This window comes from Aliamphritea hakodatensis, from assembly GCF_024347195.1.
Taxonomy (GTDB): domain Bacteria; phylum Pseudomonadota; class Gammaproteobacteria; order Pseudomonadales; family Balneatricaceae; genus Amphritea; species Amphritea hakodatensis.
This window is the reverse complement of the sequence record NZ_AP025281.1, coordinates 1,919,048-1,945,689: the sequence shown is the minus strand read 5'-3', so window position 1 is coordinate 1,945,689 and position 26,642 is coordinate 1,919,048. Positions and strand designations below refer to the sequence as shown.

The window sequence follows — 26,642 nt, the reverse complement described above, 5'->3', positions numbered from 1 at the left end:
CTTAAGCACCTCCCGCTTTCAGATTAGCCAGGAATGGTGCATAACCATTCTCGCCCATCCAGAACTGCACCAGATTCGACACACCTACGCTGGTCAGAGTCGCACCGGAAAGTCCGTCGACTTTGTACTCAGCATCAGCGGTACCGGCACCAACCTTGCCTTTAATAACAGCAAGCTTAGGGGTGTAAGAACCTTCTGCATACACAGACTTACCCTGCCACAGATTCTTCCAGACAGGATTATCCACTTCACCACCCAGACCCGGTGTTTCAGCATGCTCATAGAAGCCAAACCCACCAACAGTATTCAGATCACCTTCAAGGGCGATGAAACCGTACAGTGTAGACCACAGGCCATAGCCGTGAACCGGCAGGATCAGCTTTTCAATCTCGCCCTGGTCTTCAACCACGTAGACCGGCATATAGCGGGCCTGACGGCGAATACTGGCGATATCCTGATCAGCGGTCAGCTGAATAGACTGAGCCGGATCTTTCGCGGCCTGACGGGCATCGTAACCGTCAGCCTGAACAGCATCGGTGAATTTGCCGGTTTCCATATCCAGCATGCGGGTGGTGATCTGTGCAAACAGCTCATCAACCGATTTGCTGCTGTCAGAAATACCGGCAGCCGCCAGAATATTGGATTTACGGTCAAGGTCTTTGTTGGCCTGCTGAGCAGGACGCAACATAACAGCCGCCGCAGATACGATGATCGAACAGACCACACACAGCGAAACGGCAACGGTAAGCGTCTTACCAATGGTATCGTTATTACTAGCCATTGCGTGCAATCCTCCGCTTGATGTTAGCCTGCATGACGAAGTTATCAATCAGCGGCGCAAAAAGGTTAGCGAACAGAATCGCCAGCATCATACCTTCCGGGAATGCAGGGTTAACCACACGGATCAGTACGACCATGATGCCAACCAGCGCACCAAAGTACCACTTACCCACGTTAGTCATGGAAGAAGACACAGGATCCGTTGCCATGAACATCATACCGAAGGCAAAACCACCCAGTACAAAGTGCCAGTAGAAAGGCATCGCGAACATTGGGTTCGAATCAGAACCGATCACGTTCAGCAGCGTTGACGTTGCAACCATACCCAGGAAGACACCGGCAACAATGCGCCAGGCCGCGATACGGGCAAACAGAATAACTGCACCACCAATCAGAATCGCCAGAGTAGAGGTTTCACCGACAGAACCCGGAATAAAGCCCAGGAAGGCATCCATCCAGCTCACACCCTGCGCCATGATCGCGTCAACACCACCCAGTGCAGCCATACCCAGAGGGGTCGCACCGGAGAAACCGTCAACAGCAGTCCAGATTGCATCACCTGACATCTGTGCAGGATATGCAAAGAACAGGAACGCACGGCCGGTCAGCGCCGGGTTCAGGAAGTTTTTACCTGTACCGCCGAATACTTCCTTACCGATAACAACACCGAAAGAAATACCCAGAGCAACCTGCCACAACGGAATAGTCGCTGGCAGAATCAGGGAGAACAGGATAGATGTTACGAAGAAACCTTCGTTAACTTCATGGCCACGTTTCATGGCAAACAGGACTTCCCAGAAGCCACCCACCACAAAGGTAACCGCATAGATAGGCAACCAGTAAACCGCACCGTGGATAATGTTATCCCAGATACTGTTTGCGTCGAATCCGGTCAGGGCACCGGCAATCGCACCGCGCCAACCGTCAACTTCGGTCATACCCAGCTCGGCCATACCCATATTGGCCTGCAGACCAACATTGTACAGACCGATTAAAATAGCCGGGAAAGTACACATCCATACCAAAATCATCATACGCTTAAGGTCAACCGCATCACGGATGTGAGCAGCCGCCTTGGTTACGTGACCCGGCGTGTAGAAGATAGTATCCGCCGCTTCATAAAGGGCGTACCAGTTTTCGTACTTGCCGCCTTTATGGAAGTGAGGTTCCATCTTGTCGAGAATATTACGTAAGCTCATCTTCAGCCCTCTTTCTCGATCGTTGTCAGGTTATCCCGCAAGATCGGGCCATACTCATATTTGCCAGGGCAAGCGAACGTCATCAGTGCCAGATCTTCTTCATCCAGCTCCAGACAACCCAGCGCAATCGCGTTCTCCATATCACCGACAACCAGTGCACGCAGCAGCTGAGTTGGCAGGATATCCAGCGGCATCAGTTCTTCAAACTGACCAACAGGCAGCATTGCACGTTCCGAACCGTTAGTGGTTGTGGTGAACGCAAACTTTTTACCCTTAGATAACGCCGAAGCAAACATATTCAGGACAGAGAACTTCTCGCTACCCGGTGCAACCCAGCCCATGAACTCACGTTCGCGGCCTTCCAGCAACACAGATACCTGGCTGGCATAACGTCCCAGGTATGCAAACGCACCACTGGCATTACGGCCATTCAGGATTGAGCCACTGATCACACGGTTATCACCACTTACCAGACGGCCTGCAGTCAGCTCTTCCAGATCTGCGCCCACACGGGTACGCAACAGCGTCGGAGCACTTACCTGAGGTCCCGCCAGTGCCACTACACGGTCGGTAAATAATTTACCTGTGGTAAACAACTTACCGACTGCGATGACATCCTGGTAACCGATCGTCCAGACAGTCTTCTTTTCAGAGGCCGGATCCAGGAAGTGAATATGCGTACCGGCATTGCCCGCCGGATGCACACCTGAAAACTCGGCAACGTTAACACCATCAGCAGACGGCACATCAGCACCTGATGCTTTACACAGGTGAACCTGCGCCAGCTTACCCAGCAGCGTCAGACCCTGACTGAAAGCATCTTTCTGTTCAGCGATAATCACGGCAGGATCTGCCGCCAGCGGATTAGTATCCATCGCTGTCACAAAGATTGATGATGGTTTTGTACCGGGAGCCGGTACTTTACTGAATGGCCGGGTCCGTAATGCGGTCCACTGGCCCGACGCAACCAGGGTTTCTTCAACCTGTTCCGCCGTCACTGACGCCAACTGGCTGGCATCGTATTTTGTAAACTCTACAGCTTCATCGCCATCGACTTCGATCACAACAGACTGCAAAGCCCTTTTCTCACCACGATTAATTGCTTTAACCACACCTGCCGCAGGGGCTGTGTAATTAACACCAACCGTTTTTTTGTCGGTAAAGATCACTTGACCGAGTTTAACCCGGTCTCCCGCCTTAACCAGCATCGTAGGTTTCATACCTATGTAATCGAAGCCGATCACGGCGACGGTCTTTGCCTCAACAGCTGCAGATACAGACTGTTCAGGCGCGCCCGTTATAGGTAGATCCAGACCCTTGTTGATCTTGATCATCCGCCTCACCCAATTTCTATTATAATTTTTCAGGACTCCGGACCTTCATCAAGGGTCTGACGCACAACTATTTGTTCACTTTTCAGGCAAAAAAATAGCCATATGCCAGGCTCTGAATTCAGGTGGAGCTATCCCAACCTTAAAACTGGTCTAGTATAAGGTTCAGGCGGTAAATTTTCTACAAAACCGTCCGATAAACGCCGGTTTTAGATCAAGAAATGAGTAACTCTCATATATCAATAAGGAATAGGCTTATTCCAAAAAGACATATAAGAAAAAAACCAAAAAAAACCGCCCAAACAGGCGGTTTTTCGTTTATTTTTTAGACAATTAAGCGTCAGTGTGACGGGTTGCCTTAGGGAAGGCCGGCAAAGTGCACTGAGCCATACGGTGCGCCATGCGAATAACCTGACAGCTGTAACCGAACTCGTTATCGTACCAAACATACAGTACGCAACGGTTACCTTCAGCAATGGTCGCCAGAGAATCAACAACACCGGCTGCACGGGAGCCAACGAAATCACTGGATACCGCTTCCGGAGAGTTGCTGTAGTCGATCTGCTTCTGCAGTGGAGAGTGCAGCGCCTGATGACGCAGGAACGCGTTCAGCGTTTCTTTATCAGTCTCTTTATCCAGGTTCAGGTTCAGAATCGCCATTGAAACGTTTGGCGTAGGAACACGGATCGCATTACCGGTCAGCTTACCTTCCAGCTGTGGCAGCGCCTTGGATACAGCCTTCGCCGCACCGGTCTCAGTGATAACCATGTTCAGACCGGCAGCACGGCCACGACGGTCACCTTTATGATAGTTATCAATCAGGTTCTGATCGTTGGTGTACGCGTGAACAGTCTCAACGTGACCGTTGGTTACGCCGTACTCAGCATCGATCGCCTTCAGGACAGGAGAGATTGCGTTAGTGGTGCAGGACGCCGCAGACAGTACAGTATCGCTGTCTTCGATATCGCCGTGGTTAACACCCATAACGATATTCTTAACGCCTTTACCCGGTGCAGTCAGAGCAACCTTGGCAACACCCTTGGATTTCAGGTGCAGAGACAGGCCGTCTTTATCACGCCAGATACCGGTGTTATCCAGTACCAGCGCATTGTTAATCCCATGCGCGGTGTAATCAACCTGATCAGGACCGTCAGAGTAGATAACCTTGATCATATTGCCATTAGCAATGATCGCCTGATTTTCTTCATCTACACGGATAGTTCCGCGGAAAGAACCGTGTACAGAGTCACGGCGCAGCAGGCTGGCACGCTTCTCAAGATCCTTGGCAGCCTTACCTTTACGTACCACAATTGCACGCAAACGCAGCGACTGACCACCACCGGTACGTTCGATCAGCAAACGCGCCAGCAGACGGCCGATACGGCCAAAACCGTACAGGACAACATCAGTACCCTGAGACGCTTCACCACCGATTACCGGAGCCAGCTCTTCAGCCAGGAAGTCTTCCAGAGATGCACCGTTACCTTCCTTACGGAATTTAACAGCCAGCTTACCCACGTCAACGTGAGCGCTGTTTACATCCATCTTATCCAGTGCCTGCAGTACCGGGAAAGTATCAAAAACAGACAGTTCCTGATCTTCAACCTGACGTACAAAACGGTGGGCCTTCAACACATTCACGACTGAACGCTTAATCAGCAGGCGACCGTACACAGACGATTCAATGTTTTTATCACGGTACAGACGCCCGATCAGCGGGATCATCTCTTCAGCTAATGCTTCGCGACCTTTCCAGTCAGCTAACACTTGTTCTTGGCTCACGGCTTGCTCCAAAAATAGGCAATATAGAAAGTAGTCAAAATAGCAGCAATGTTTGCTGGCCGGCATTATCCTCTTTTCTCAGGCTGCGGGCAAATGCCAATCGGGAATTTTTCTCGCCAAAAGGTAGACTTGTCATAATTGACCAACTCTGATGAAACCCCGGCAAAAAAACATTATTCGCAGTTTTTGTAGTAAAAATACAAAGCTTTTCCGCTACGCTGACAACAACATATGTACATTTCGGAATTCCACCGTAACATAAGCAGCCTTTTAGCAGATTTAACAGGACATCAGTGCACGTGTTTGCCGCAGAATACCAGCTACCGGAAAAAGATGGCGATATCCGCCGCATAGGCGCCCTTCATGGCAGCGCCCGTGGATTATTCATTGCCGATATCGCCCGCCAGCATGACGGTTTACTGCTGTGCATCACCAACGACACCGATACCGCCACCCGGCTGGAAAGCGAAATCAGCTTTTTCAGCCCGCAGAACACACCGGCACCGCTGCTGTTCGCCGACTGGGAAACCCTGCCCTATGACAGCTTTTCCCCGCACCAGGATATTATTTCCCAGCGTATCAGCACCCTGTACAGCCTGCCCCGGCAAAAGAAAGGCGTTCTAATTGTCCCGCTGAGCACCCTGATGCACCGGATTGCCCCGCCGCGCTTTCTTGCGGGCAACGTACTGATGCTTGATACCGGCCAGACGCTGGACACCGACAAAATGCGCCTCCAGCTTACCGACGCAGGTTACCGGCAAAGCGATAACGTCTATGAACACGGTGAGTTCACTATCCGCGGTTCGATCATTGACATCTTCCCTATGGGTAGCCAGCTGCCTTACCGGATCGACCTGTTCGATGATGAAATTGACACACTGCGCACCTTTGACCCGGAAACCCAGCGTTCCCTCGATAAAGTCGACAGCATTCGCCTGCTGCCAGCCAAAGAATTCCCGTTTGATACCGACGCCATCAGAGCTTTTAAACAGCACTGGCGGGAAACCTTTGATGTAGACTATAAACGCTGCCCTACCTATACGGACGTCAGCGCAGGGATTACACCGCCAGGGATTGAGTACTACCACCCCCTGTTTTTTGGTGACAGCGCCACGCTGTTCGACTATCTGCCAGACAACACCCTGGTCATCGCCGAACATGATCTCGAACAGCACGCTGAACATTTCTGGCAGGAAGTGGGTAACCGCTACGAAGAACGCCGTTACGACATTGAAAAGCCGATTTTACCGCCGCAACAGCTGTTTCTTTCCAGCCAGGATCTGTTCAGCACGCTTAAACCTGCCCGCCGGGTTCAGCTGCAGAAAGAAAACCTGACAGCCAAAGCCGGCCGCTATAACCTGAGCTGCACTGAGCCGCCAACCCTGACGATAAACGCTCAGCATAACCAGCCGCTGGCAGAGCTGAAAACATTCCTCGACAGCTGTCAGGAACGGGTATTGTTCTGTGCCGAATCCGCCGGCCGCCGTGAAGCCCTGCTGGAACTGCTGGCGCGGATTGACATCAAACCTGATGTTACCGACAGCTTGGATACCTTTTTAACCACAGATGCTTCGGTCAGTATCACCATTTATCCCCTTGAAAAAGGACTGGTACTGCCCGGCAAGTTTCAGCTGATCAGCGAAAACCAACTGTTCGGCCAGCAGGTATTCCAACGCAGACGCCGCAGCCGGGATCAGGAACAGTCCGATCAGGTCATTCGTAACCTGACAGAACTCAACATAGGCTCACCTGTGGTTCATATTGACCACGGGGTGGGCCGCTATCAGGGCCTGGTGACACTGGACCTGGATGCCCAGACGTCAGAATTTCTGATGCTGGAATATGCCAATGAATCAAAACTGTACGTGCCGGTTGCCTCCCTCCATCTGATCAGCCGCTACAGCGGTGCCGGTGATGACCTGGCCCCGCTGCACCGCCTGGGCACCGAACAGTGGAGCAAAGCCCGCCGTAAAGCCGCCGAAAAGGTCCGCGACACCGCCGCCGAACTGCTCGACATCTACGCCCGCCGTGCGGCCCGCAAAGGCTTCAGATTCAGCGCGCCGGATGAACATTACGCCAGCTTCAGCGCGGCCTTCCCGTTCGAAGAAACTGTCGATCAGGCCAACGCCATTCAGTCAGTCGTCAAAGACATGACCGCAAAACAGCCAATGGACCGCCTGGTATGCGGCGACGTGGGTTTTGGTAAAACCGAAGTCGCCATGCGGGCTGCATTTATGGCCGTACAAAGCACCAAGCAGGTTGCCGTACTGGTCCCCACCACCCTGCTGGCCCAGCAGCACTACGAAAACTTTAAAGACCGTTTCGCCGACTGGCCGGTCAACGTAGAACTGATCTCCCGCTTCCGCAGCGGCAAACAGACCAGCGCGGTACTGGACAAGATGGCAGAGGGTAAAATCGACATTGTTATCGGCACCCATAAACTTATTCAGAACGACATTAAGTTCGCTGATCTCGGACTGGTCATTATCGACGAAGAACACCGTTTTGGTGTGCAGCAGAAAGAGCGTCTTAAGTCACTGCGTTCTCAGGTGGACATCCTGACGCTGACCGCCACGCCAATTCCCCGTACCCTGAACATGGCAATGTCTGGCATCCGCGACCTGTCGATCATTGCCACGCCACCGGCGAAACGCCTGTCGGTAAAAACCTTCGTGCGTCAGGCAGACACACCGCTGAAAAAAGAAGCCATCCTCCGGGAACTGATGCGCGGCGGACAGGTGTACTACCTGCATAACGAAGTTAAAACCATCGAACAGACCGCGGAAGAAATCCGCGCCATGATTCCCGAGGCCCGGGTTGGCGTGGGGCACGGCCAGATGCGTGAACGTGAACTGGAACAGGTCATGACTGACTTTTACCACAAACGCTATAACGTACTGGTCTGCACCACCATTATCGAAACCGGCATCGACGTCCCGAATGCCAACACCATCATCATCGACCGGGCAGATAAATTCGGCCTGGCACAGCTGCACCAACTGCGCGGCCGTGTCGGGCGTTCACATCATCAGGCATATGCTTACCTGATGACCCCGCACCCGAAAGCCATGACCAGCGATGCGCACAAACGCCTTGAAGCCATCGAATCCGCCCATGACCTCGGCGCGGGCTTTACACTGGCAACCCACGACATGGAAATCCGCGGAGCCGGTGAATTGTTGGGTGAAGGCCAGAGCGGCCAGATCCAGAGCATCGGTTTCTCCCTGTATATGGAAATGCTGGAACAGGCGGTTGAGTCCATCAAAGAAGGCAAGACCCCGAATCTGGAACAGCCCCTGAAACAGGGCGTGGAAATCAATCTGCGGTTACCGGCACTGATTCCCGATGACTACCTGCCGGACGTCCACACCCGGCTGATTATGTACAAACGCATTGCCAGCGCCCGCAACGACATCGAACTCAAAGAGCTGCAAATTGAGATGATCGACCGCTTTGGCATTCTGCCCGAACAGAGCAAGAATCTGTTCCGCCAGACCTTGCTTAAACTTCAGGCCGACAATTTGGGTATTGTAAAAATTGATGCAGGCAGCGAAACTGGACGTATTGAGTTTGCAGCAGACACCCGGGTCGACCCGTTTACACTGGTCACCATGGTACAGAAACACCCACAAAAGTACCGGCTGGAAGGTGCCAGTCAGCTCAAGTTCACCTCGAACATGGATACAATAGAGCAACGTTTTAACTTTATAGAACAACTGCTTACACAACTGGCCAAACAATCATGACAAGTAACTTATTACGCCACATTTTCATTCCACTCAGCCTGACATTAACACTGGTTGCCAGCCAGGCCTGGGCAGCCACTTCGAACTACAAAGTAGAAGTCATGGTATTCAGCTATCAGGGAACTGACACACTGGATGATGAAGCCTGGCCGGAAATCACCAGCATTCCGCAAGTACCTAATGCCCGCAGCCTCGGCTACCGGGAAAATGGCAGCGGCTACTTTACCCGCCTTGGCCGGAATTCACTCAGCATGACCCGCCGACAGGCCGCACTGAGTAACAGCGCAGATTATCGCGTACTGTTTCATGAAGCCTGGATTCAGCCGGTTGGCAGCGTTGAAGGACGGCACACAATCCGCATTACCGGCGGCAGCATTCTGGACAACGGTCTGTACGAACTGGATGGCTATATCTCCATTGATAAAGGCCGCTACCTGCACTTCCGTAACAACCTCTTCATTAACCGGCAACTGACGCCAGCTCAGAGCCAGCAGCTGATACGGTTTAACGAACCAACACCTGAAGCGCTAACCGCACCGGAACAGCCGCAATCATTATCGACCGTTTTCGGTGACACCCCGGAGACAACTGTCGTTAACAGCTTCCCGGCTGACAATATAGTCTCGGACTTCCTGACCGCCCAGATGGAAGGCGGCCGGCGTATGCGCCGTGACGAAGTCCATTATATTGATCATCCGCTAATGGGAATTCTGGTGTACATCACCGGTTACGAATCCGGCAACTGATATTTGCCTGATACTGTCCGCTGACGCCCGTCAGCGGACAAGGCCCCCACTGTTCCATTTGCGACATCAGGCTATCTGCTCAAAATATCATCACGTACAATTGTCCGGCTGAACCCTTTACAGACAGGTATCACTATGCAGCCACATCCGCTATTCATCTACGGCAGCTTGCTGGACAAAGACATTCTCAGTTGCGTACTTGGCCGTAAGATCGACCCCGACATGGTGTGCCCTGCCCGCCTGGCTGACTTCGCCACCCACACCTACCCGAACGAAAGCTTCCCGCTGCTTAAATCCAGCCCCGGCCACTTCGCCACCGGCGAAGTCATATACGGACTGACTGAGACCGATTTTGACCGGATTAATTTCTACGAAGGGGATGAATACGGGTTTGGAGAACTGCAGGCGGAACTGACTGACGGCTCACTGATTACCGCCATTTATAACCGCTCAGAACCCATTGAAGCCAATACGCCTGAGTGGAACCTGACCTGCTGGCAGCGGGATGAAAAACCGTTATTCATGGGCATGTGTCAGCGCTATATGGCACTGTACGGCACCATGACCATCGATGAAGCCGATGTCATCTGGCAACAGCTGGTAAAAGAAAATCAGGCACGGAAATCACTGCCGACAGACAATACTCTGATAGACAGCCACACCCCTGAAGACCGCCTGGAAGAAAGCTTTTAAAGCTGCCGGTTGCCTGCCATAAGGGGGTTAAGGTATAACGCCCTTATGGATAATAAAGAACAACCTGCCACCATAGACACCGGCGCACTGACAGGCTTACAGCTGGATTTACGCAGCTACACCACCGACACTGAATCCCACAGCCATGACTATCATCAACTGGTGTTACCCGTAGCCGGCAATCTGGACATTCAGATTGGCAACACCGGCGGCCTGGTAGACAACTGTAAAGGTGCCATTATTGCCGCCGGCGCCGTACATGAATTTGCCGCACAAGGCAGCAACCGCTTTCTGGTCGCGGATATTCCCTACTCCCTTGCCCGACAACTTGAACAACTGCCTGCGTTCATTGAGCTGGATGACAGCCTCAGCCACTACGTACAGTTCCTGCACAGCCAGATGACCGGCCAGCAAACACAACAACCTTCCAGCCAGCAGCAAATGCTACTGTTACTGGTCCAACTGCTGAACGAACGCTTCACCGATACAGACAGCAACCCGGACGCCCGGGTCACTGCGGTTAAACGCTATATAGATAACCATTACGCTGAAGCCATTACCGCCCGGCAACTGGCATCAACAGCAAACCTCAGCCCCCGGCAGCTGGGCCAGATATTTAAAGCCCGGACAGGCATGACGCCGCAACAGTACTTACTGGAAAAACGCATGCAGACCGCCTGGCTGCTGTTAAGCAATTCGCAGGAACCGGTGCAAATCATTGCAGACAAGGTCGGTTACCGGAATCTGGCGGCATTCAGCGACCGTTTCCGTAAACATTTTGGCCACTCACCCCGCTACTTTCGTCAACACAGTGAATAAACACCATCGCAGCAAAGTTTTCCGCCGTCACGGCAAAGCGTCAACAGCACTCGCCACGTAGACTGACAGCATTCAATCACGCACATCAGGTAATGCTATGAAACAACGCCAGGCCACACTGATTGGCTTCAGTGCAATTCTGCTCTGGGGGACGCTCGCCCTATTCACCCGGCTGACTGACGGCCTGATTCCACCTTTTCAGCTGATGGCGATGAGCTTTGCAATCGCCTTCCTGCTTATGCTCAGCCGGTTTATCTTTCAGGGTCACCTCGGCCTGCGACACCTGAAACACCCTAAAAGGGTATGGCTGCTGGGAATTAGCGGTTATTTCGGTTATCACTTTTGCTTTTTCAGCGCGATGCAACTGGCACCGGCCGTCGAAGTCAGCCTGCTCGCCTATCTGTGGCCACTGCTAATCGTTTTGCTGGCCGGCCTTCTGCCCGGGGAATCACTGACACTGAAACATATCTGCGGTGCACTGCTGGCACTGCTGGGCTGCTGGTTGCTGATCAGCAAACCTGAAAGCGGTTTTGAAAGCCGTTACATCAATGGCTATTTACTGGCAATAAGCTGCGCCTTTATCTGGTCAGGCTACTCCGTACTGAGCCGGCTGATCAGCCAGGTATCCACCGATACCGTTGCCTGGTTTTGCGCGGGAACCTCCCTGCTGGCACTGATTTGCCATCTTGCACTGGAAACCACTGTCTGGCCCGAAAAAACTACCCAGTGGGCGGGCATTATCGGTCTGGGAATTGGCCCGGTGGGCATTGCATTCTTCACATGGGACTATGGTATCAAACGGGGAAACCTTCAGTTGCTCGGCGTACTGGCATACGCCGCCCCCCTGATTTCTACCCTGCTACTGGTCGCTGCCGGCCTGGCAGATACCAGTTGGACGCTTGCAGTTGCCAGCCTGACAATTGTTGCCGGATCACTGATCGCCGGTATTGGCAAAAAACCCACAAAACGCACACTCAGTACCTGATCCTACCATTCATACAAGCGCCGGCCGTGCCCCACTGAAGCCTGCCGGCCTCCTGCAACATTCTATTCAAGCATCTTTCGCACCAGCCAGTCTTCAGTATCAATTCCCAGATATTTTTCAATTTCCTGCTGTACGAACAAAGCCTGCTGCTTTTCGGTAAACCCTCCAACCAGCTTAATGTCCTCTCCGTTTTCAGGCACGGCAAACACCGCAAAGAAAATTGAATAGCCGTTGGTAGACACAAACTCCTTCTTCTGGCTGTATAGCCGTGTGATACCGCAGGTATCGACCACCTTCGCCCCCATCCAGTGAAGCGGAGAATGACTGACTGAAATATGCTTATCGGTGATCCGTATTCTGGTTTTATTAATCCAGCCGGCAATGGCTATATACGTCAGAATCACCGCCAGACAAAGACGGATTAACAGCGGAATATCCGCAAAGAAACCGCCCCCATAAGAGACACCGACCGCCAGAACAGTTATAAAAATATTGCTCAGCCGGAACCAGCTGTAAGAGATTTCAACCAGGTTATATCTGCGCTTAACCTGCATTTGCCTGGGCAATCCTATGCCCCCATACTTCGCCATATCACATCCCTGTATGACTATAAACCGGAGAACCACTTAACTAAAAGCGGCTTTATGTACCCACAATGCCTGCAGGAAAACCTGCCTGTGCGAATAACGGCACTGCCCGCATCCACAACATCAATGTACATAAGGGTATTTTAATATTCAACCGGCCTGAATACCCCTGACCTGACTCAGTTAAAACCGAATCAGATCATCCGCTTTATGCCGGCCGTTCTTCACTGGCCAGGCGCACTGCATCCGGCAGATGCACCGTTTGCGTCGGAAACGCAAAATCCGCCTCATGAGACTGAACAATATCAATCACCCGGCTCAGTACATCCTGTTTAATTTCATGGTACTGAACCCAGTCAGTTGTGCGGGTAAAGGTATAAATAAAGAAATCCAGCGATGAAGCACCAAAGCTGTTCAGGTTCACAATCAGCGTCTGGTTAGCATCAATGTCCGGATGCTGTTGCAGCATTGCTTTAACATCCGAGATCACGGCTGCCACCTTAGGGGCATCTTCATAGCGCAGGCCAATATTTTCATAGATACGCCGGTTAGTCATCCGGGAAGGGTTCTCTACAGAAATACTGGTAAACGTGGCATTCGGTACGTACAGCGGCCGCTTATCAAACGTACGGATACAGGTCTGACGCCAGCCAATATCCTCAACCGTACCTTCTATTTCCTGATCAGGAGACCGTATCCAGTCCCCCACCTTGAATGGCCGGTCCAGATAGATCATCAGCCCGCCAAAGAAATTCGCCAGCAGATCCTTGGCGGCAAAGCCTATCGCCAGACCACCGATACCACCAAACGCCAGCACCCCTGAAATGCTGTAGCCGAAGCTCTGCAACACAACCAGCGCAGAGGTTACAAAAATAGATGCCCGTAACAACTTCCCCATGGCGCCGACGGTTGTCTGGTCCATAGGCTTACTGGTTTTTTCAGGGCTGACCAGCGCAATTTCTGCCCGACGAATAAAACGAATCAGAAACCAGGCAATCGTCACGATCACCAGCACCCGCCGGGCAGGATCTGCAACGCTCATAAAATCGGAACCGGTACTGCGATCCACCACATTCAGCGCCCAGCTGCCACCGATCACCCAGATCATCAGCGCAACCGGCTTTCTGGCAGCCAGCAGCAAAATGTCATCCCAGATATTACGGGTTTTCGCCAGCTGTTCCGCCAGACGGTTAAACATCCGGTTGGAGAAAAAGTTGGCCAGCATAGTGAGAAACACGATACTGAAAACAACCACAATCCAGCTGTTATCAACATGGCCAGCAATCAGGTTTTGCCACCACTGCTCAAACGCGATCATCTTATTCTCCATCATGACTCACTGTATTCTCAGGCTTAGCTTTCCATCAGTAACCTTGCCGTCTGCAATGCAGCCTGCCAGCGGGGATCCGCACGCAGAGCTTCTTGCGCAGGTTTCTGTCGGGCCAGCATTCGGGCAATCCGTTCAGAGCCCTGATGTTCAATATCATTGAGGTAATCCAGCACCTGCAGCGCCGCCGCCCGGTCATTACACACCAGCAACATGTCGCAGCCGGCCTGCAGCGCCCGCTCTGCCCGCTGGCGATAATCGCCAGCTACACTGGCACCTTCCATGGTCAGGTCATCACTGAAAATAACGCCATCAAAGTTAAGGTCAGTGCGTAAAACCTGCTGCAGCCAGTGCTCAGAAAAACCGGCCGGTTGCTGATCAACCTGAGAATAGATAACATGGGCCGGCATGACCGCATCAAGCCCTGTTGCAGCCAGCGACCGGAAAACAGCCATATCCTGGCTGTCAATTTCAGCCATCCCCCGCTCATCCCGGGGGATTTCGTGATGGGAATCAGCCACCACCCAGCCATGACCCGGAAAATGCTTACCTGTTGCCGCCATGCCTGCAGCGTGCATACCGGCTATGAACGCCGTACTCAGCGCTGTCACATCCTCCTTCGAGGCTGCAAAAGCACGGTCACCGATCACTTCACTGCGCCCAAAGTCCAGATCAAGAACCGGTGCAAAACTGATATCCACACCGTATACCAGCAGCTCACTGGCCATCAGCCAGCCCAGTTGCTCAGCCATTTCACAGGCACGCTCCGGCTCGGTTGCATATACCTTACCCAGCTTACCCATCGGCGGAATGCGGATAAAACCGTCCCGGAAACGCTGTACCCGGCCACCTTCCTGATCCACCGCAACCAGAATTTCAGGATTACAGCGACGAATATCCTGCACCAGTGCATCCAGCTGCTCACATGATTCAAAGTTACGGGCAAACAGAATCAGACCGCCTACCTGCGGGTCTTTCAGCAACTGACGATCTTCATCGGTCAGGCTCAGACCTTCAACATCAAGCATTAAACAACCAGACATATAACTCTCTCTTTTTCACTCAGATAATGCGTACCGGGCAGCTTGGACAGCCCGGAAAAGACACAGATTCAAAACAGCATACTAACAAAGCAAGAACCGCTTAACAGCTGTTATTCAAGGATATTTACCGGGGTACCGGAAGGCACTTTTGAGAAGAGTTCAACCACATCAGCACAACGCATCCGGATACAACCATGGGACAACGGAACGCCCATAGGTTCAGTATCAGGGGTGCCGTGGATATAAATATAGCGCTGCATGGTATCGACATCACCAAGCCGGTTTTTTCCCGGCTCGCAACCACACAACCAGAGAATACGGCCCAGTATCCAGTCTCGGCCGGGAAAGCTTTCAGCCAGCTCCGGCGTATACAGCTCCCGGGTAAAACGGCGGCCAACCATCACGGCATTATCAGGCAAACCTTCACCGATCTTGGCCCGGATATAATGTGCGCCTCTGGGTGTCTGACCGGTGTTTTTCATTTCACCGACACCGTTCAGCGCGGTAGACACAGGATACTCAGCCAGTAATGTGCCGGTGTCGCTATACAACCCCATGGTCTGCATAGCAACGGATACACTGAGCTTCATATCAGATACGGGTAAAAGGCGCGCTGTCTGCCCGGGCACTGAAACCGGCAACCAGCACAGGAATCATCCGGTGCAGGGTTTTCTCAATCTCAGCGGTGCGTTCATATTCACGCATCTCGATGGCAACCAGAGTTTGGAAATTAGACAGGGTAAAGACAACAGAACCCAGCAAGAAGTGCAGACGCCAGAAAAACTCACTGTCGTCCATCACGGCAGCGTCACGCTTTAGCAGGTTAATAAAGCCCACAAAGTGCTGCCCGTAACGCTCAACCACATCATCACGCAGCTCTTCCTGGTTCTTCATATACAGCAGTTCAAGCAACCGCATAAACACCGGTAAAGCATACTGCTGAGACTTACCCAGCTTCAGCAGGATCCGCATCAGCATTTCCAGCAGATCATCCAGCATAATGGTGTTATCAGGATTATCAGCCAATTGCTGCTCAATGCCCTCACTGAGGCTGGCAGCCAGCGGGGTAAGATACTTATCTGCGACGGCGGTTATCAGACCTTTCTTGGATCCGAAATGGTAATTAACAGCTGCCAGATTCACATTTGCTGCACTGGTAATCTGACGCATGGTTGTTTCGGTAAAACCCTGCTCAGCGAATAACGCTTCTGCTGCTACTAAAATTTTTCGTGCTGTTGCAGATTGACGCATCAACAACCCCTATGACTAAAATCATTTCCTGTTACAGTTCCTTTGCATTGTTTCAAACAAACAGGATAAAAGTATAACGCTGTTACCACTATTCCCTGTTTTTCTTAACCAAAATGGTTACTTAGCTAAAAGCCTAACATTGGTCAGCCTTCCCAGCCAGCGAACCAGTAAAGAATCTGCTGTTTTAATCGACATATCCGACAAACGCTCCTGCAGGTTCTTCTTATATTCATACCGGACTGTAAACACATCTGCATCCTGACAGGCGGCAATCAGATATTCATCACTGGTCTGCAGCTCATCAACCAGTTTCACGTCCAGCGAGCGCCGCCCAAACCAGACTTCACCGGTAGCCACTTTTTCAAGGTCTACCTGAGGCCGGAATTCACCGACGAATTCTTTAAACAACAGGTGCGTATCTTCCAGATCCTCAATAAACTTCTCACGGCCCTTGTCAGTATTCTCACCTAACACGGTCATGGTGCGCTTGTACTCACCGGCTGTCAGTACTTCATAATCCACATCGTACTTTTTCAGTAACCGGTGGAAGTTCGGTAACTGTGCCACCACACCGATCGAGCCCAGAATGGCGAAAGGCGCGGCAATAATTTTATCTGCCAGACAGGCCATCATATAACCTCCGCTGGCAGCCACTTTGTCCACACAGACTGTCAGTGGCACACCCTGGCGTTTAATACGCTCGAGCTGTGAAGCAGCCAGACCGTAGGTATGCACCATACCGCCGGGGCTTTCCAACCGCACAACCACTTCATCCTTCTCGGTTGCCAGCGTCAGTATAGCGGTAATTTCTTCCCGCATCGGCTCCAGCTCAGAGGCTTTAATGTCGCCATCAAAGTCAATTACAAATACCCGTCGGCGATCTTCCTCTTCCGGTGATTCGCCTTTTTTAAGTGCTTTTTTGCGGGCCTTGGCTTCCTGTTTCAGTTTCTTTTTCTCTGCTTTCTGCTGTGCCTTATACAGGTCACTGTCCAGCACGGCTTCTCGCAGGGCATCTTCCATATCTTCCAGGGTGTCATTCAGGCTGTCTATGTTCAGCACCCCTTCTGCACTGCTCTTATTACGGCTGCTTAAGGCAGCTATTCCGGCAATCACTACAATAATCGCAGCAACAACCGTCACTGACTTAGCTAAAAACAAACCGTAATTGGCAAAAAAATCGACCACAGTCATCTCCCGCAGCATCGAAACAAAGAAAAATAAGCGCCGCTAATGTACCATAGCCCCCTCTGCTATTCGATTTTAATTACAGTGAAGCTAACCGATGTCCGATACAATCAGCGTCAGCCAGGTGATTGACAAATTTGCCAGCCGTTTTTGCCCTGAAAATGCCGCAGGATTCAGTGCCTGCTATCAGTTCATTCTTGATGACGCTGAAGACTTTTATCTGGATATAGCCAACCAGCAGTGTCAGGCATTACGGGGCGAACATGACGACCCGGATATCACCCTCATCACCAACAGCGAAACATTTATTCGTATCGTCAACGGTGAAACCGATGGTATGAGTGCGTACCTGAAGGGCAGTTTGCGTGCCGAAGGCAACATCATGCTGGCCACTAAACTCAGTAAGCTTTTTAAACGCTGATTTAATACAAACACACCACCAGTATAGACCTGAAACCCGCCGGCAACCTTACTCTGCTGGTGGAACACGGCCTCTGGAACGAATGAAGTCATTAATCAGAAAGCGGGATATAGAAAATCGCGTGGGCAAATCCGGCAATTCATCCACATGAAACCAGCGGGCATCGGCCAGCTCTTCCGGCTGAATACAGATATCCCCGCTGGCATATTCAGCGGTGAATCCCAGCATCAGAGAGTGGGGAAACGGCCAGGGCTGGCTGGAAAAGTACCGCACATTTTTAACCCGGATGCCGGTTTCCTCAAATACCTCCCGGGCAACGGCCGCTTCAGCGGTTTCTCCCACTTCAATAAATCCCGCCAGCGTACTGTAAACACCGGGCACAAAGTTATGACCGTGGCCCAGTAAACAGTAATCACCGTCACTCACCAGCATAATCACACAGGGCGATAACCGCGGATACTGTACAAGCCCGCAACTGTCACACTGTTTGGCCAGATCTTTCTCGTGGGGTCTCAGGCCGGTACCGCAACGGGGACAGAAACGGTGATCATGCTGCCAGGTTGCCAACTGCGACGCCCTTGCCAGCAACTGGAATATCCGGTCGTCGGCACCGGCGAGCATTTGCCTGAGAGTCAGTACATCATTCTGCAAGCCGTTACTCAGAGAGTCCACAACCAGCATCTGAACCGGGTATTCCGGCTCTAAGGAAAGCTCATAAACAGCCCGTATCTTATCCGGCGCCACAAAACTTTCGGAAAATAACCAGCGGCCTGCGGTATCGGTCAGCACCATATTGTTCAGAACATACACAAATTCGGTAGTCGGCATCTTGACTAATCCCTGAAAAAACAAAAGTTAGGCAATATAAAAGCGGAAACGGCAGATAATGTCTAATTCCGCTCCACCGTCAGCCTGGCTTTATCACCCGCGACCGGTGAACAGTGCTGAAACAACCAGTGCGGTTTTCTCTAACGTCAGAACAGGAACGTTCAACCGGCAGCGACAGCGTTTTTAAGGAATAAAAGCAAAGGAGAAGGAAGTTGCTGCTGCACTGGATGCCGGTACGATCACCCTTGAACACTTTGACAAGCTGGCGATTGCCATTAACACCGGCACCAACATTCCAGGTGTTCCGACCGGCTGCCTTCCTGTTCCTGCTAACGTCAGCAGTGGCTCCGTTAATCCGCCGGCCTTACAGCAAGATGGTCTGGATGGCATTGCCATACACCATCGTCATGGGCAGCGCGGATTTCCTGAACATAACGGCTTTCATCTGAGGCTGACGGGACACAAAAAAAGCAGACTATATGCCTGCTTTCTTCAACTGCGTACCGGTCAGTTCGGGCTTTCACCCTGCTCAATCGTTTTCCAGATGCAGCCACCTTTCGACTCAAGCTTATCCAGAAACGCCTGATGCTCTGCAAGTTCATCATCGCTGGCGTTCAGCACTGTCAGCTGAAACTGACCGGGATCAAGACGCTGAATCTGACTGCCACCTTCACCTGTGTCACCATCCCCCCCCAACATCAGGGCCTTTTGACCACCGGTAAGCAGCAAATACACATCTGCCAGAATCTCGGAATCAAGCAAAGCGCCGTGAAGCTCTCGGTGCGAGTTATCAATACCGTAGCGGCGGCACAGAGCATCCAGGTTATTCTTCTGACCGGGATGTTTCTTGCGCGCCAGCGCCAGGGTATCCACAACCCCACAGAAATCGCTGACCCGCTCCGGATGACGATTGAGCTTCAGCTCATGATCCATAAAGCCGACGTCGAAGGCTGCATTATGTATAACCAGTTCCCCACCCCGGATAAAGTCCAGAAATGCCTGCTGAATTTCAGCAAACCGCGGTTTATCCGCCAGGAACTCATTGGTAATCCCGTGTACACCGATCGCTTCATCCTCAACGACACGGTCCGGATTAATATACTGATGATAGGTCCGGCCGGTTAACTTGCGGTCCACCAGCTCAACACAACCTATTTCAATGATCCGGTGACCAGCCTGAGGGTCTATACCTGTGGTTTCAGTATCCAGTACTATCTGCCGCATAGGGCTCTCTCACTTTCTGAATGATTATTTGCTCAGACCGATGCACGGGCCTGCTCAACACCTTTATTGGCTAACTGATCAGCCAGCTCATTTCCGGGATGTCCGCTGTGTCCTTTCACCCAGCGCCAGTCTATTGTGTAACGGGCGTTAAGAGCATCCAGACGCTGCCACAAGTCCGCATTCTTAACCGGCTGTTTGGCAGCGGTTTTCCAACCATTACGCTTCCAGCCTTTCAACCACTCGGTAATGCCTTTTCGCACATATTGCGAATCGGTGGTCAGAATCACCTCACAGGGCTGTTTGAGGGCTTCCAGTGCAGCAATCGCAGCCATCAGCTCCATCCGGTTGTTAGTGGTATTGCGCTCACCGCCACACAGCTGTTTCTCATTATCACCGTAGCGAAGTACGGCTCCCCAGCCACCGATGCCCGGGTTTCCCTTACAGGCACCGTCGGTATAAATCTGTACAGTTTTCGGCACACTTACCCCTTAAAAAATATATTACCGGCCTACTTTGTTTGCCCTTGCCGTCGGTTCAGCAATTGGCAGATTAATTAATCTGCGGCGCAGCCAGCGAGGTTTAATCGCGGTCATGCCTGCAACGTCTTTACGTGCAACCTGCACAGAAAATGCGCCATTGCGTTTACCGTAACGGCGCAGGATACGCTCGCAGATAAAACTGTTTTCACGCCACCCGGCCCGCTGAAACGGAAGCGCGAAATACCCTGATAAAGCACGCACCTCAGTCAATTCCAATAATGCCAGCCAGTCACGCAGGCGGTGCTGGCTGATAAAATGGCCACTCCAGGGCAACTCACTTTTTTGCCATTTGAGCGCCCTGTATAACCCCCAGGTACTGACAGGATTAAAGCCCAGTAAAATCAGATGCCCACCGGGTCTCAGTATTCTTGCTGCTTCACGCAATACCTGATGCGGGCTCTGGGCAAAATCCAGCGCATGATGCAGTATCACCACATCACAGCTGTTATGCTCCAGAGGTAATTCTTCGTTTTTAGCGACCAGTGCCTGCTCATTCATACCCAGTTCAATGACCGGATTAATACGTATACGGTGCTTAATCGGGCTTTCTCTGCCCAGATCAAGCCGGTTATCAACACTGACCTGAACCAGATAATAGCCGAATAAAGTGGGCAATAACCTGTCCAGCAGGGCCTGCTCCGCGTCCAGTAGCTGCCGGCCCAGATCAGAATCAAACCACTCCCGCAACGCCGGCAGGCATTCTTCCAGAGGAGGTTGTTGTTTCAGCAGCATGGTAACAAGAATATTCCGCTTATCAGAGTAAACTCTGTGCAGTATACAAAGACTGTCCCGGGGATGCAGCCAGAAAGGCTAAAGAATACTGTTCAGACCTACATCTCCCCGCAGGATATAAGCCTGATTGTCTCAGTGACTGACATATACACCGAACTGTTCCGGTAATTTATGATGCCTGCTGAAGTTATAAAAACGGTCGATAACGCATTCTGTTACCTCCTGCCCCTTGCTGACCAGTAACAGCTCCTGATCGGTCATAACATCTTCAGCAAACACCATACCCGGTTTCAGCGCCATCAACCCGACATGCTCCAGCGTCAGCTGCCGCGCATCTCCCAGTGACTGGACGAAATATTTAAAAATCCGGGGATCATAGCGCGCCTGATGTTCGTGGATGTAGGCCAGTGCTGATTCGGCGGAACCGCCCAGCTTTTCAAAGCGCTCGTAATCCAGCGCAAGTTTAAGTATCCGAGACCCGACCGGCAGCTCACTGCCTTCAGGCCCCTCCGCAGGAAAGCCACTGCCATCAAATCCTTTATTCTGATAACGGATCGCCAGAGCAACATCCTCCAGACGGGGGATCTTACTGACCAGTTTATAGCCAACCTCACTGTGTTTATAAAACGCCTCCTGCTGACTTTCATCCAGCGGCTGCCCCAGCATCAGTTTATCCGTAATGTCTTTAGACAAACTGATATACCCCAACTGGGCGAGCATGGCCATCGACTCATACATCCAGACATTCTGAGCGCCCATGGCTTTTACACAGTCAATCACATGACGTTTAACTCGGCTAACCGAACCAAAAGACTCCGGACAGGCCAGAGAAAGAGTTTCAATCAGGGCTTCGATGCTCTTTTTCAGGGTTGTCCGTAACAGTTCCTGCTCTGCAACAATCAGTTGATACTGTTTTATCGATAGCTTAAGTATCTGCAGCATTTCTGCCGGTGAGCAGGGCTTATTGATAAAACGGAAGATATCCCCCTGATTAATCGCATCAATGGCGGTTTTCTGATCGGCATTACCGGTCAGCATCAGACGCACACTGTTTTTAGCCACGCCCCGGGCCTGCTCCAGAAACTCCACTCCGTTCATCGAGGGCATCTGCATATCAGTGACAATCACGGCGATATCTTTATGTTTTTCCAGCATCTCCAGTGCATCTTTGCCACTCAGGGCTGTATACACATCAAAATATTTACGCAGGTTACGTTTATAGGCATTAAGTACATTGGCTTCATCATCAACAAACAACACGGCATATTTCATAAATACTCCATGACAATCGCTGCAGGACTGCTCAGCGATATATTTTTACAACAATAACCAACTGGCCAGCCGCTCTTCAGCAACCAGCCCCTGTTCAGTAAGCTTTTCGGATAAATTGGTGCCATTGATAATGTCTTCCGCCAGTACATTGGCGCAGAACAGAATATGCGGCAGAGTCAGCTCATAACCGGTAAAGTGCTCAGAATTATGGTGATAGGCGACACATTCAACGACTGTCTGAGGGATTCCCCATAACCGCAGCAGATAAACACTGATCTGATCATGTGAACCCCCGACAGCCTGCCTTTCCAGTAAAAGGGCATCGCCGTCATTGATATCATTCCACTGCACGTTTTCGCCAAGGCCTTCAGGAAAGTACTGCAGCATAACCAGCTCGCCAAGATCCTGAAGCATTCCCGCCACCAGCAACTGATCGGCCTCTTTCTGGGAGAAGCCTTCTTTACGGGCAATTTTTTTTGCGATATTCCCCACGAGCTGGCTGCGAACCCAGATATCATTCAGGCTTCTGGCATCAATTTCTTCTTCAAACTTTTCGAAAATTTTAATCGACAACACCAGACTCTTAATCACATCCAAACCAAGATGCGCGGTTGCTTCTGCAGGCGAGACAATTTCACGCGCCAGGCCAAAGTAAGCCGAGTTAACTATCTGCAACAGTTTCACGGACATCCCGATATCGGTGGATATCAGCTCTGCCACACGGTCAACAGACGCTTCTTTGGATGCCAGAATCCGGACCAGTTTTTCATAAACTGCCGGTACAGATGGCAGTGAACTGATACCTGAGATGAAATCGCACAACTGCGGATTACTGATAATGGACTGAATCGACAAACTGCGCTCAATCAGCGAAGAAAGGGTCTTGGCATCCGCCGGTTTGGCAATGAATAAATGCGTGGCCTTAATACTTTCCAGTACCATTTCTGTATCAGAGTAACCCGACAGCGCAATCCGGGTCATACCCGGGTATTTACCCCGGATATTTGTCAGCAGACGGGCACCACTCATGCCCGGCATTCGCATATCACTGACGATTACATCGAACGGTTTTTCCTCAAGCAACACCAGCGCTTTCGCTCCGGAATCAACAAACTCCATATTCCATTCCGTTTTGCGATTACGCAGCATCCGCCTTAATCCGTTAAGCACATTCACTTCATCGTCAACGAAAAGAATATTTTTCACGGTTATGCCTCCTGGCAACGTGCCACATAATGCAGTTTCATCAGTCAAGTGGCAGCGTGATGGTAAACCTGCTGCCGTCTCCCGGATGACTGTCTACTTCCAGCGACCCGCTGTGTTTTTCCACAATGACTGAATATGCAATTGATAATCCCTGCCCGGTTCCTTTCCCCACATCCTTGGTGGTGAAAAAATGCTCAAATACACGGTTACGTACGCTTTCTTCCATGCCGATACCATCATCGGCAATTTCTATGACCACCTGTCCGGCTTCCGCCGAGGTGGTAATAGTTATATTGCCTTTATCCTCTCCCGCCGTTTTTGCCTCGATGGCATGGGCGGAATTAACAATCATATTGAGAATGGTCTGATTTATTTCACCCGGAAAGCAATTCACCATCGGCAAATCTTCGGCCATCTCCAGATGAACATCGGCAAGGTACTTCCACTCATTCCTGGCGACTACAACCGTGCTTTCGATCGCGTGGTTCAAGTCAACTTTTTGTTTATTTTCCAGCCCGGGGTGGGAAAACTCTTTCATTGCCGAGACGATTTTGGAAATCCGGGCAATGCCATCGATCGACTGTTCAATCGCCTGTGGAAACTCATCATTCAGGAAGTCAATATCCTGCTCTTCATGCGCACTGTGCATAGCAGAAACAACAGACTCATTGCCTGATTCTTTCAGTAAGGTTTCCAACGCGGATATATAGGCAAAACTGTCATTCATTGCATCCTGAATGAAGTTCAGATTGTCACCCACAAACTGTGAAGGGGTATTGATTTCATGAGCAATTCCGGCCGCCAACTGACCGATCGCCTCCATTTTCTGGGCATGCTTAAGCTGACTTTCCATCTCCAGCCGCTCCGTCTCATGGTTTTTTTCCTCGGTAATATCAAGAAACACACCGCGGATGCGCACCAGACGACTATCATCAAATACCTTGGTGATAATATTTCGCACCCATATCAGATGCTTATCTTTACGATACCCCTGATATTCAAGGGTAAAATTATCTTCGCCGGGCATTTTCTCCAGCATCATTTCCCTGACCGATAGCTGCCCTTCCGGAACCTGCTGCCCGCCGAGTTTGAAGCGACCACTCAAATACTCTTCCGGTTCGTAACCCAGAATCCGGGTAACCTGATTACTGATATAGGTATATTCCATAGTATCCGGATCAGCTTCCCAGATCACTCCGTTCACAGAGTTGGTAACCGCTTCCAGGTTATCAACTGAGGCTTTGATTTTCTGATAGAGATAGCCCTTCTTTTCAACCTCGATCTCAAGCTTCACCTTTGCCTTGGTCAGCTCACGGGTTTTCATTTCGACCTTTCGGCTAACTTCAGCATTCCGCCGGGACACACTGATCAGATACATCACAATCAGCAATGTCAGAAACAAACCAAATATCAGCGGCAGATAATCCATCCAGATGCCCATACGGGGCTGTGGTCTGGCGGTAAATAAAACCGAAAGTTGCTGCCCGCCCGCTTCAACGACCCGGGGCAGAAAAATCGAACGGCCCTGCTGCTCTGCCAACGGGTCTTTACTGGAGGTACGGCCAGACTCAGAAAACTGATAAATCTGCTGATAACCCGACACCATGTCACCGGAATACAGATATATATCCAGCCAGTCATAAGAGGAGCGCTGTAATACAGGATCCAGAAAGCTCGCCAGATCAAAGCAGGCGGTTACAAATCCCGGCTCAGACGCCCCCACCCTCACGTCATCCACCATACACACCACATAGCCGATCGATGGCAGGCTGAAAAAAACACTGCTCAGTTGCCGGTCTGGCTGAGTCGCAAGCTGTTCAACCGTTTGCCTTAACTGCGGCTCGATTTTATCGCCAAAATAATACCGGTGCTGCCAGCTGTCGTCCGCCTGATAGGGCACGCTTTCTTCCGCACGGGAGTAAAGAGTAAAAAACAGCGGTTTATAATTTTCCAGCAACAACTTTTCCAACACATATACCAGTTGCTCTGACTGAACATTCACTGCCAGTTCCCTGGCCGCCCCGGAGAACACGACGAACTCATCCACCAGATTCTGAAAATCATCAATAATAAACAGGGTCAGATTCGAGGTCTGAGATTCAAATTCATAGCGTGCTTCTTTACTGTTGGATTGCCAGATAAAACTTTGCAAACCATATGACAGTAATGCACCAACGAGCAGCACCCCCAGAATAACCGCCTTATCAATTCTGGTTTTATTGATAGTCATACGTCACCTGCCTGATCGCCAGCCTTACGTAACGTCATCAGATAAGCAGCCAGCGCTGTAATGTCCTGACCTGTGAACTCCTCACCCCAGGGCGGCATATTGCCTGACCGTTCCATCGCCGCGCCACCACGGCGGATAATCTGCTCGATATACTGTTGTGGCCGGACACTCTGCGTCAGGTCATAGGGAAGAGGATCTTTAATGACTTTACCCGCCAGCTTGCCATCTCCCTGTCCGTCTTCGCCATGACAGACCACACAACGGCTCAGAAACAGAAACCGTCCCCGTGCGATATCGTTCGCTGATTTACCGGCTGCACCGTCCAGCAACTCAGCCGCTGACTCAGGATGCTGGTAAAGATGACCGACAAACAATGCCACAGCACTGATCTCCTGAGGCGTCAGCTCATTCTCCCAGGGTGGCGAAAACAAACTCATTTTTCCTTTCATGCCACCAAAACGGATATTTTCAACAATATCCCGGTGCCGGTTTCCGTAGCGCTGATTAACCAAGTTCGCTGACGGGTAATTGTCCATCAGCAAGGTTAAAACACCGTCCCCCATTCCCCGGTTCCCGTGGCACAGTACACAACGCTCAGCAAAGATATCAGCCCCGCTCATCAGACCGGGATCATCTTCAGCGTTTAATGAACTGCTCATGAAAGCCAGCCACAGACACAACCCGGCCAACCGATATTGAAATAGACGACTCAGTAC

Annotated in this window: 24 protein-coding genes and 1 pseudogene; 7 read left to right on the top strand and 18 right to left on the bottom strand. The window is 51.3% G+C overall.

Annotated elements, in window-relative coordinates:
• Position 1 precedes the first annotated feature (1 nt).
• The 4 genes from PCI15_RS08880 to PCI15_RS08865 form a co-directional block, all read right to left on the bottom strand.
• Positions 2-781, bottom strand: a complete 780-nt coding sequence (locus PCI15_RS08880) for a Na(+)-translocating NADH-quinone reductase subunit C (protein ID WP_271273971.1) — start codon at positions 779-781, stop codon at positions 2-4.
• Complete coding sequence (locus PCI15_RS08875) at positions 774-1,979, bottom strand: NADH:ubiquinone reductase (Na(+)-transporting) subunit B (protein WP_271273970.1); 1,206 nt, start codon at positions 1,977-1,979, stop codon at positions 774-776. The genes PCI15_RS08880 and PCI15_RS08875 overlap by 8 nt, the downstream gene beginning before the upstream one ends.
• A gap of 2 nt (positions 1,980-1,981) precedes the next feature.
• Complete coding sequence (locus PCI15_RS08870; protein WP_271273969.1) at positions 1,982-3,313, bottom strand: Na(+)-translocating NADH-quinone reductase subunit A; 1,332 nt, start codon at positions 3,311-3,313, stop codon at positions 1,982-1,984.
• 330 nt (positions 3,314-3,643) lie between these two features.
• A complete protein-coding gene (locus PCI15_RS08865) occupies positions 3,644-5,092 on the bottom strand; it encodes a glyceraldehyde-3-phosphate dehydrogenase (RefSeq protein ID WP_271273968.1) in 1,449 nt (482 codons plus the stop codon).
• Positions 5,093-5,391: 299 nt separating this feature from the next.
• Here PCI15_RS08865 and mfd point away from each other — a divergent pair, with 299 nt between their 5' ends.
• From mfd to yddG, 5 genes are all read left to right on the top strand, one after another.
• Positions 5,392-8,838 (top strand): transcription-repair coupling factor, encoded by a 3,447-nt coding sequence (gene mfd, locus PCI15_RS08860; protein WP_271273967.1) that lies wholly within the window; start codon positions 5,392-5,394, stop codon positions 8,836-8,838.
• Positions 8,835-9,584, top strand: coding sequence for a CsiV family protein (locus tag PCI15_RS08855; RefSeq protein WP_271273966.1), 750 nt, complete (start codon positions 8,835-8,837; stop codon positions 9,582-9,584). Before mfd ends, PCI15_RS08855 begins: the two co-directional genes overlap by 4 nt.
• A 135-nt stretch (positions 9,585-9,719) precedes the next feature.
• Complete coding sequence (locus tag PCI15_RS08850; protein WP_271273965.1) at positions 9,720-10,277, top strand: gamma-glutamylcyclotransferase family protein; 558 nt, start codon at positions 9,720-9,722, stop codon at positions 10,275-10,277.
• 45 nt (positions 10,278-10,322) lie between these two features.
• Positions 10,323-11,096 (top strand): helix-turn-helix domain-containing protein, encoded by a 774-nt coding sequence (locus tag PCI15_RS08845; RefSeq protein WP_271273964.1) that lies wholly within the window; start codon positions 10,323-10,325, stop codon positions 11,094-11,096.
• 97 nt (positions 11,097-11,193) lie between these two features.
• Entirely contained in the window at positions 11,194-12,081 is an 888-nt protein-coding gene (yddG, locus tag PCI15_RS08840) for an aromatic amino acid exporter YddG (protein WP_271273963.1), read from the top strand.
• Positions 12,082-12,143: 62 nt separating this feature from the next.
• Here yddG and PCI15_RS08835 read toward each other — a convergent pair whose 3' ends face one another.
• From PCI15_RS08835 to sohB, 6 genes are all read right to left on the bottom strand, one after another.
• Positions 12,144-12,671, bottom strand: a complete 528-nt coding sequence (locus PCI15_RS08835; protein ID WP_271273962.1) for a hypothetical protein — start codon at positions 12,669-12,671, stop codon at positions 12,144-12,146.
• 205 nt (positions 12,672-12,876) lie between these two features.
• Complete coding sequence (locus tag PCI15_RS08830; RefSeq protein WP_271273961.1) at positions 12,877-13,986, bottom strand: mechanosensitive ion channel family protein; 1,110 nt, start codon at positions 13,984-13,986, stop codon at positions 12,877-12,879.
• 35 nt (positions 13,987-14,021) lie between these two features.
• Complete coding sequence (gene nagZ, locus PCI15_RS08825; RefSeq protein ID WP_271273960.1) at positions 14,022-15,038, bottom strand: beta-N-acetylhexosaminidase; 1,017 nt, start codon at positions 15,036-15,038, stop codon at positions 14,022-14,024.
• Between the two features lie 110 nt (positions 15,039-15,148).
• Positions 15,149-15,628, bottom strand: coding sequence for a L,D-transpeptidase (locus tag PCI15_RS08820; protein ID WP_271273959.1), 480 nt, complete (start codon positions 15,626-15,628; stop codon positions 15,149-15,151).
• A gap of 1 nt (position 15,629) precedes the next feature.
• Positions 15,630-16,289, bottom strand: a complete 660-nt coding sequence (locus PCI15_RS08815) for a TetR/AcrR family transcriptional regulator (protein WP_271273958.1) — start codon at positions 16,287-16,289, stop codon at positions 15,630-15,632.
• Between the two features lie 117 nt (positions 16,290-16,406).
• The gene (gene sohB, locus PCI15_RS08810) at positions 16,407-17,474 is read right to left on the bottom strand and encodes a protease SohB (RefSeq protein ID WP_271273957.1); all 1,068 of its coding nucleotides are present in this window, start codon (positions 17,472-17,474) and stop codon (positions 16,407-16,409) included.
• A gap of 97 nt (positions 17,475-17,571) precedes the next feature.
• Between sohB and PCI15_RS08805 the strand changes: the two genes are divergently transcribed.
• Positions 17,572-17,895: an SCP2 sterol-binding domain-containing protein gene (locus PCI15_RS08805; RefSeq protein ID WP_205655748.1), complete on the top strand. Its 324-nt coding sequence runs from the start codon at positions 17,572-17,574 to the stop codon at positions 17,893-17,895.
• Positions 17,896-17,943: 48 nt separating this feature from the next.
• Here PCI15_RS08805 and nudC read toward each other — a convergent pair whose 3' ends face one another.
• Positions 17,944-18,723 carry an NAD(+) diphosphatase gene (nudC, locus tag PCI15_RS08800; RefSeq protein WP_271273956.1) on the bottom strand — a complete coding sequence of 260 codons (780 nt, stop codon included), beginning with the start codon at positions 18,721-18,723 and terminating at the stop codon, positions 17,944-17,946.
• A 208-nt stretch (positions 18,724-18,931) separates the two neighbouring features.
• On the opposite strand from nudC, the pseudogene nhaB reads away from it, so the two are divergent.
• Positions 18,932-19,172: pseudogene (gene nhaB, locus PCI15_RS08795) on the top strand (sodium/proton antiporter); the annotation flags it as partial.
• 58 nt (positions 19,173-19,230) lie between these two features.
• On the opposite strand, the gene dnaQ reads toward nhaB, so the two are convergent.
• From dnaQ to PCI15_RS08760, 7 genes are all read right to left on the bottom strand, one after another.
• On the bottom strand, positions 19,231-19,947 hold the full coding sequence (dnaQ, locus tag PCI15_RS08790; protein WP_271273955.1) for a DNA polymerase III subunit epsilon: 717 nt from the start codon (positions 19,945-19,947) through the stop codon (positions 19,231-19,233).
• A 32-nt stretch (positions 19,948-19,979) separates the two neighbouring features.
• Positions 19,980-20,426: a ribonuclease HI gene (gene rnhA, locus PCI15_RS08785; RefSeq protein WP_271273954.1), complete on the bottom strand. Its 447-nt coding sequence runs from the start codon at positions 20,424-20,426 to the stop codon at positions 19,980-19,982.
• 21 nt (positions 20,427-20,447) lie between these two features.
• Positions 20,448-21,218, bottom strand: coding sequence for a class I SAM-dependent methyltransferase (locus tag PCI15_RS08780; protein WP_271273953.1), 771 nt, complete (start codon positions 21,216-21,218; stop codon positions 20,448-20,450).
• Positions 21,219-21,350: 132 nt separating this feature from the next.
• A complete protein-coding gene (locus PCI15_RS08775; RefSeq protein ID WP_271273952.1) occupies positions 21,351-22,490 on the bottom strand; it encodes an HD domain-containing phosphohydrolase in 1,140 nt (379 codons plus the stop codon).
• A gap of 45 nt (positions 22,491-22,535) precedes the next feature.
• A complete protein-coding gene (locus PCI15_RS08770) occupies positions 22,536-23,696 on the bottom strand; it encodes a response regulator (protein ID WP_271273951.1) in 1,161 nt (386 codons plus the stop codon).
• Between the two features lie 40 nt (positions 23,697-23,736).
• On the bottom strand, positions 23,737-25,926 hold the full coding sequence (locus PCI15_RS08765; protein ID WP_271273950.1) for a PAS domain-containing sensor histidine kinase: 2,190 nt from the start codon (positions 25,924-25,926) through the stop codon (positions 23,737-23,739).
• Positions 25,923-26,585: a c-type cytochrome gene (locus PCI15_RS08760; RefSeq protein WP_271273949.1), complete on the bottom strand. Its 663-nt coding sequence runs from the start codon at positions 26,583-26,585 to the stop codon at positions 25,923-25,925. The genes PCI15_RS08765 and PCI15_RS08760 overlap by 4 nt, the downstream gene beginning before the upstream one ends.
• Between the last annotated feature and the right edge of the window lie 57 nt (positions 26,586-26,642).

Coding starts and splice junctions, on each gene's coding strand:
- PCI15_RS08765 (WP_271273950.1), bottom strand. CDS start 25,926: ATGACTATCAATAAAACCAGAATTGATAAGGCGGTTATTCTGGGGGTG.
- PCI15_RS08850 (WP_271273965.1), top strand. CDS start 9,720: ATGCAGCCACATCCGCTATTCATCTACGGCAGCTTGCTGGACAAAGAC.
- PCI15_RS08880 (WP_271273971.1), bottom strand. CDS start 781: ATGGCTAGTAATAACGATACCATTGGTAAGACGCTTACCGTTGCCGTT.
- dnaQ (WP_271273955.1), bottom strand. CDS start 19,947: ATGCGGCAGATAGTACTGGATACTGAAACCACAGGTATAGACCCTCAG.
- PCI15_RS08820 (WP_271273959.1), bottom strand. CDS start 15,628: ATGAAGCTCAGTGTATCCGTTGCTATGCAGACCATGGGGTTGTATAGC.
- PCI15_RS08875 (WP_271273970.1), bottom strand. CDS start 1,979: ATGAGCTTACGTAATATTCTCGACAAGATGGAACCTCACTTCCATAAA.
- PCI15_RS08805 (WP_205655748.1), top strand. CDS start 17,572: ATGTCCGATACAATCAGCGTCAGCCAGGTGATTGACAAATTTGCCAGC.
- nudC (WP_271273956.1), bottom strand. CDS start 18,723: ATGCCGACTACCGAATTTGTGTATGTTCTGAACAATATGGTGCTGACC.
- PCI15_RS08855 (WP_271273966.1), top strand. CDS start 8,835: ATGACAAGTAACTTATTACGCCACATTTTCATTCCACTCAGCCTGACA.
- PCI15_RS08835 (WP_271273962.1), bottom strand. CDS start 12,671: ATGGCGAAGTATGGGGGCATAGGATTGCCCAGGCAAATGCAGGTTAAG.
- PCI15_RS08815 (WP_271273958.1), bottom strand. CDS start 16,289: ATGCGTCAATCTGCAACAGCACGAAAAATTTTAGTAGCAGCAGAAGCG.
- nagZ (WP_271273960.1), bottom strand. CDS start 15,038: ATGTCTGGTTGTTTAATGCTTGATGTTGAAGGTCTGAGCCTGACCGAT.
- PCI15_RS08830 (WP_271273961.1), bottom strand. CDS start 13,986: ATGATCGCGTTTGAGCAGTGGTGGCAAAACCTGATTGCTGGCCATGTT.
- PCI15_RS08870 (WP_271273969.1), bottom strand. CDS start 3,313: ATGATCAAGATCAACAAGGGTCTGGATCTACCTATAACGGGCGCGCCT.
- PCI15_RS08760 (WP_271273949.1), bottom strand. CDS start 26,585: ATGAGCAGTTCATTAAACGCTGAAGATGATCCCGGTCTGATGAGCGGG.
- PCI15_RS08845 (WP_271273964.1), top strand. CDS start 10,323: ATGGATAATAAAGAACAACCTGCCACCATAGACACCGGCGCACTGACA.
- PCI15_RS08780 (WP_271273953.1), bottom strand. CDS start 21,218: ATGCTGCTGAAACAACAACCTCCTCTGGAAGAATGCCTGCCGGCGTTG.
- yddG (WP_271273963.1), top strand. CDS start 11,194: ATGAAACAACGCCAGGCCACACTGATTGGCTTCAGTGCAATTCTGCTC.
- PCI15_RS08775 (WP_271273952.1), bottom strand. CDS start 22,490: ATGAAATATGCCGTGTTGTTTGTTGATGATGAAGCCAATGTACTTAAT.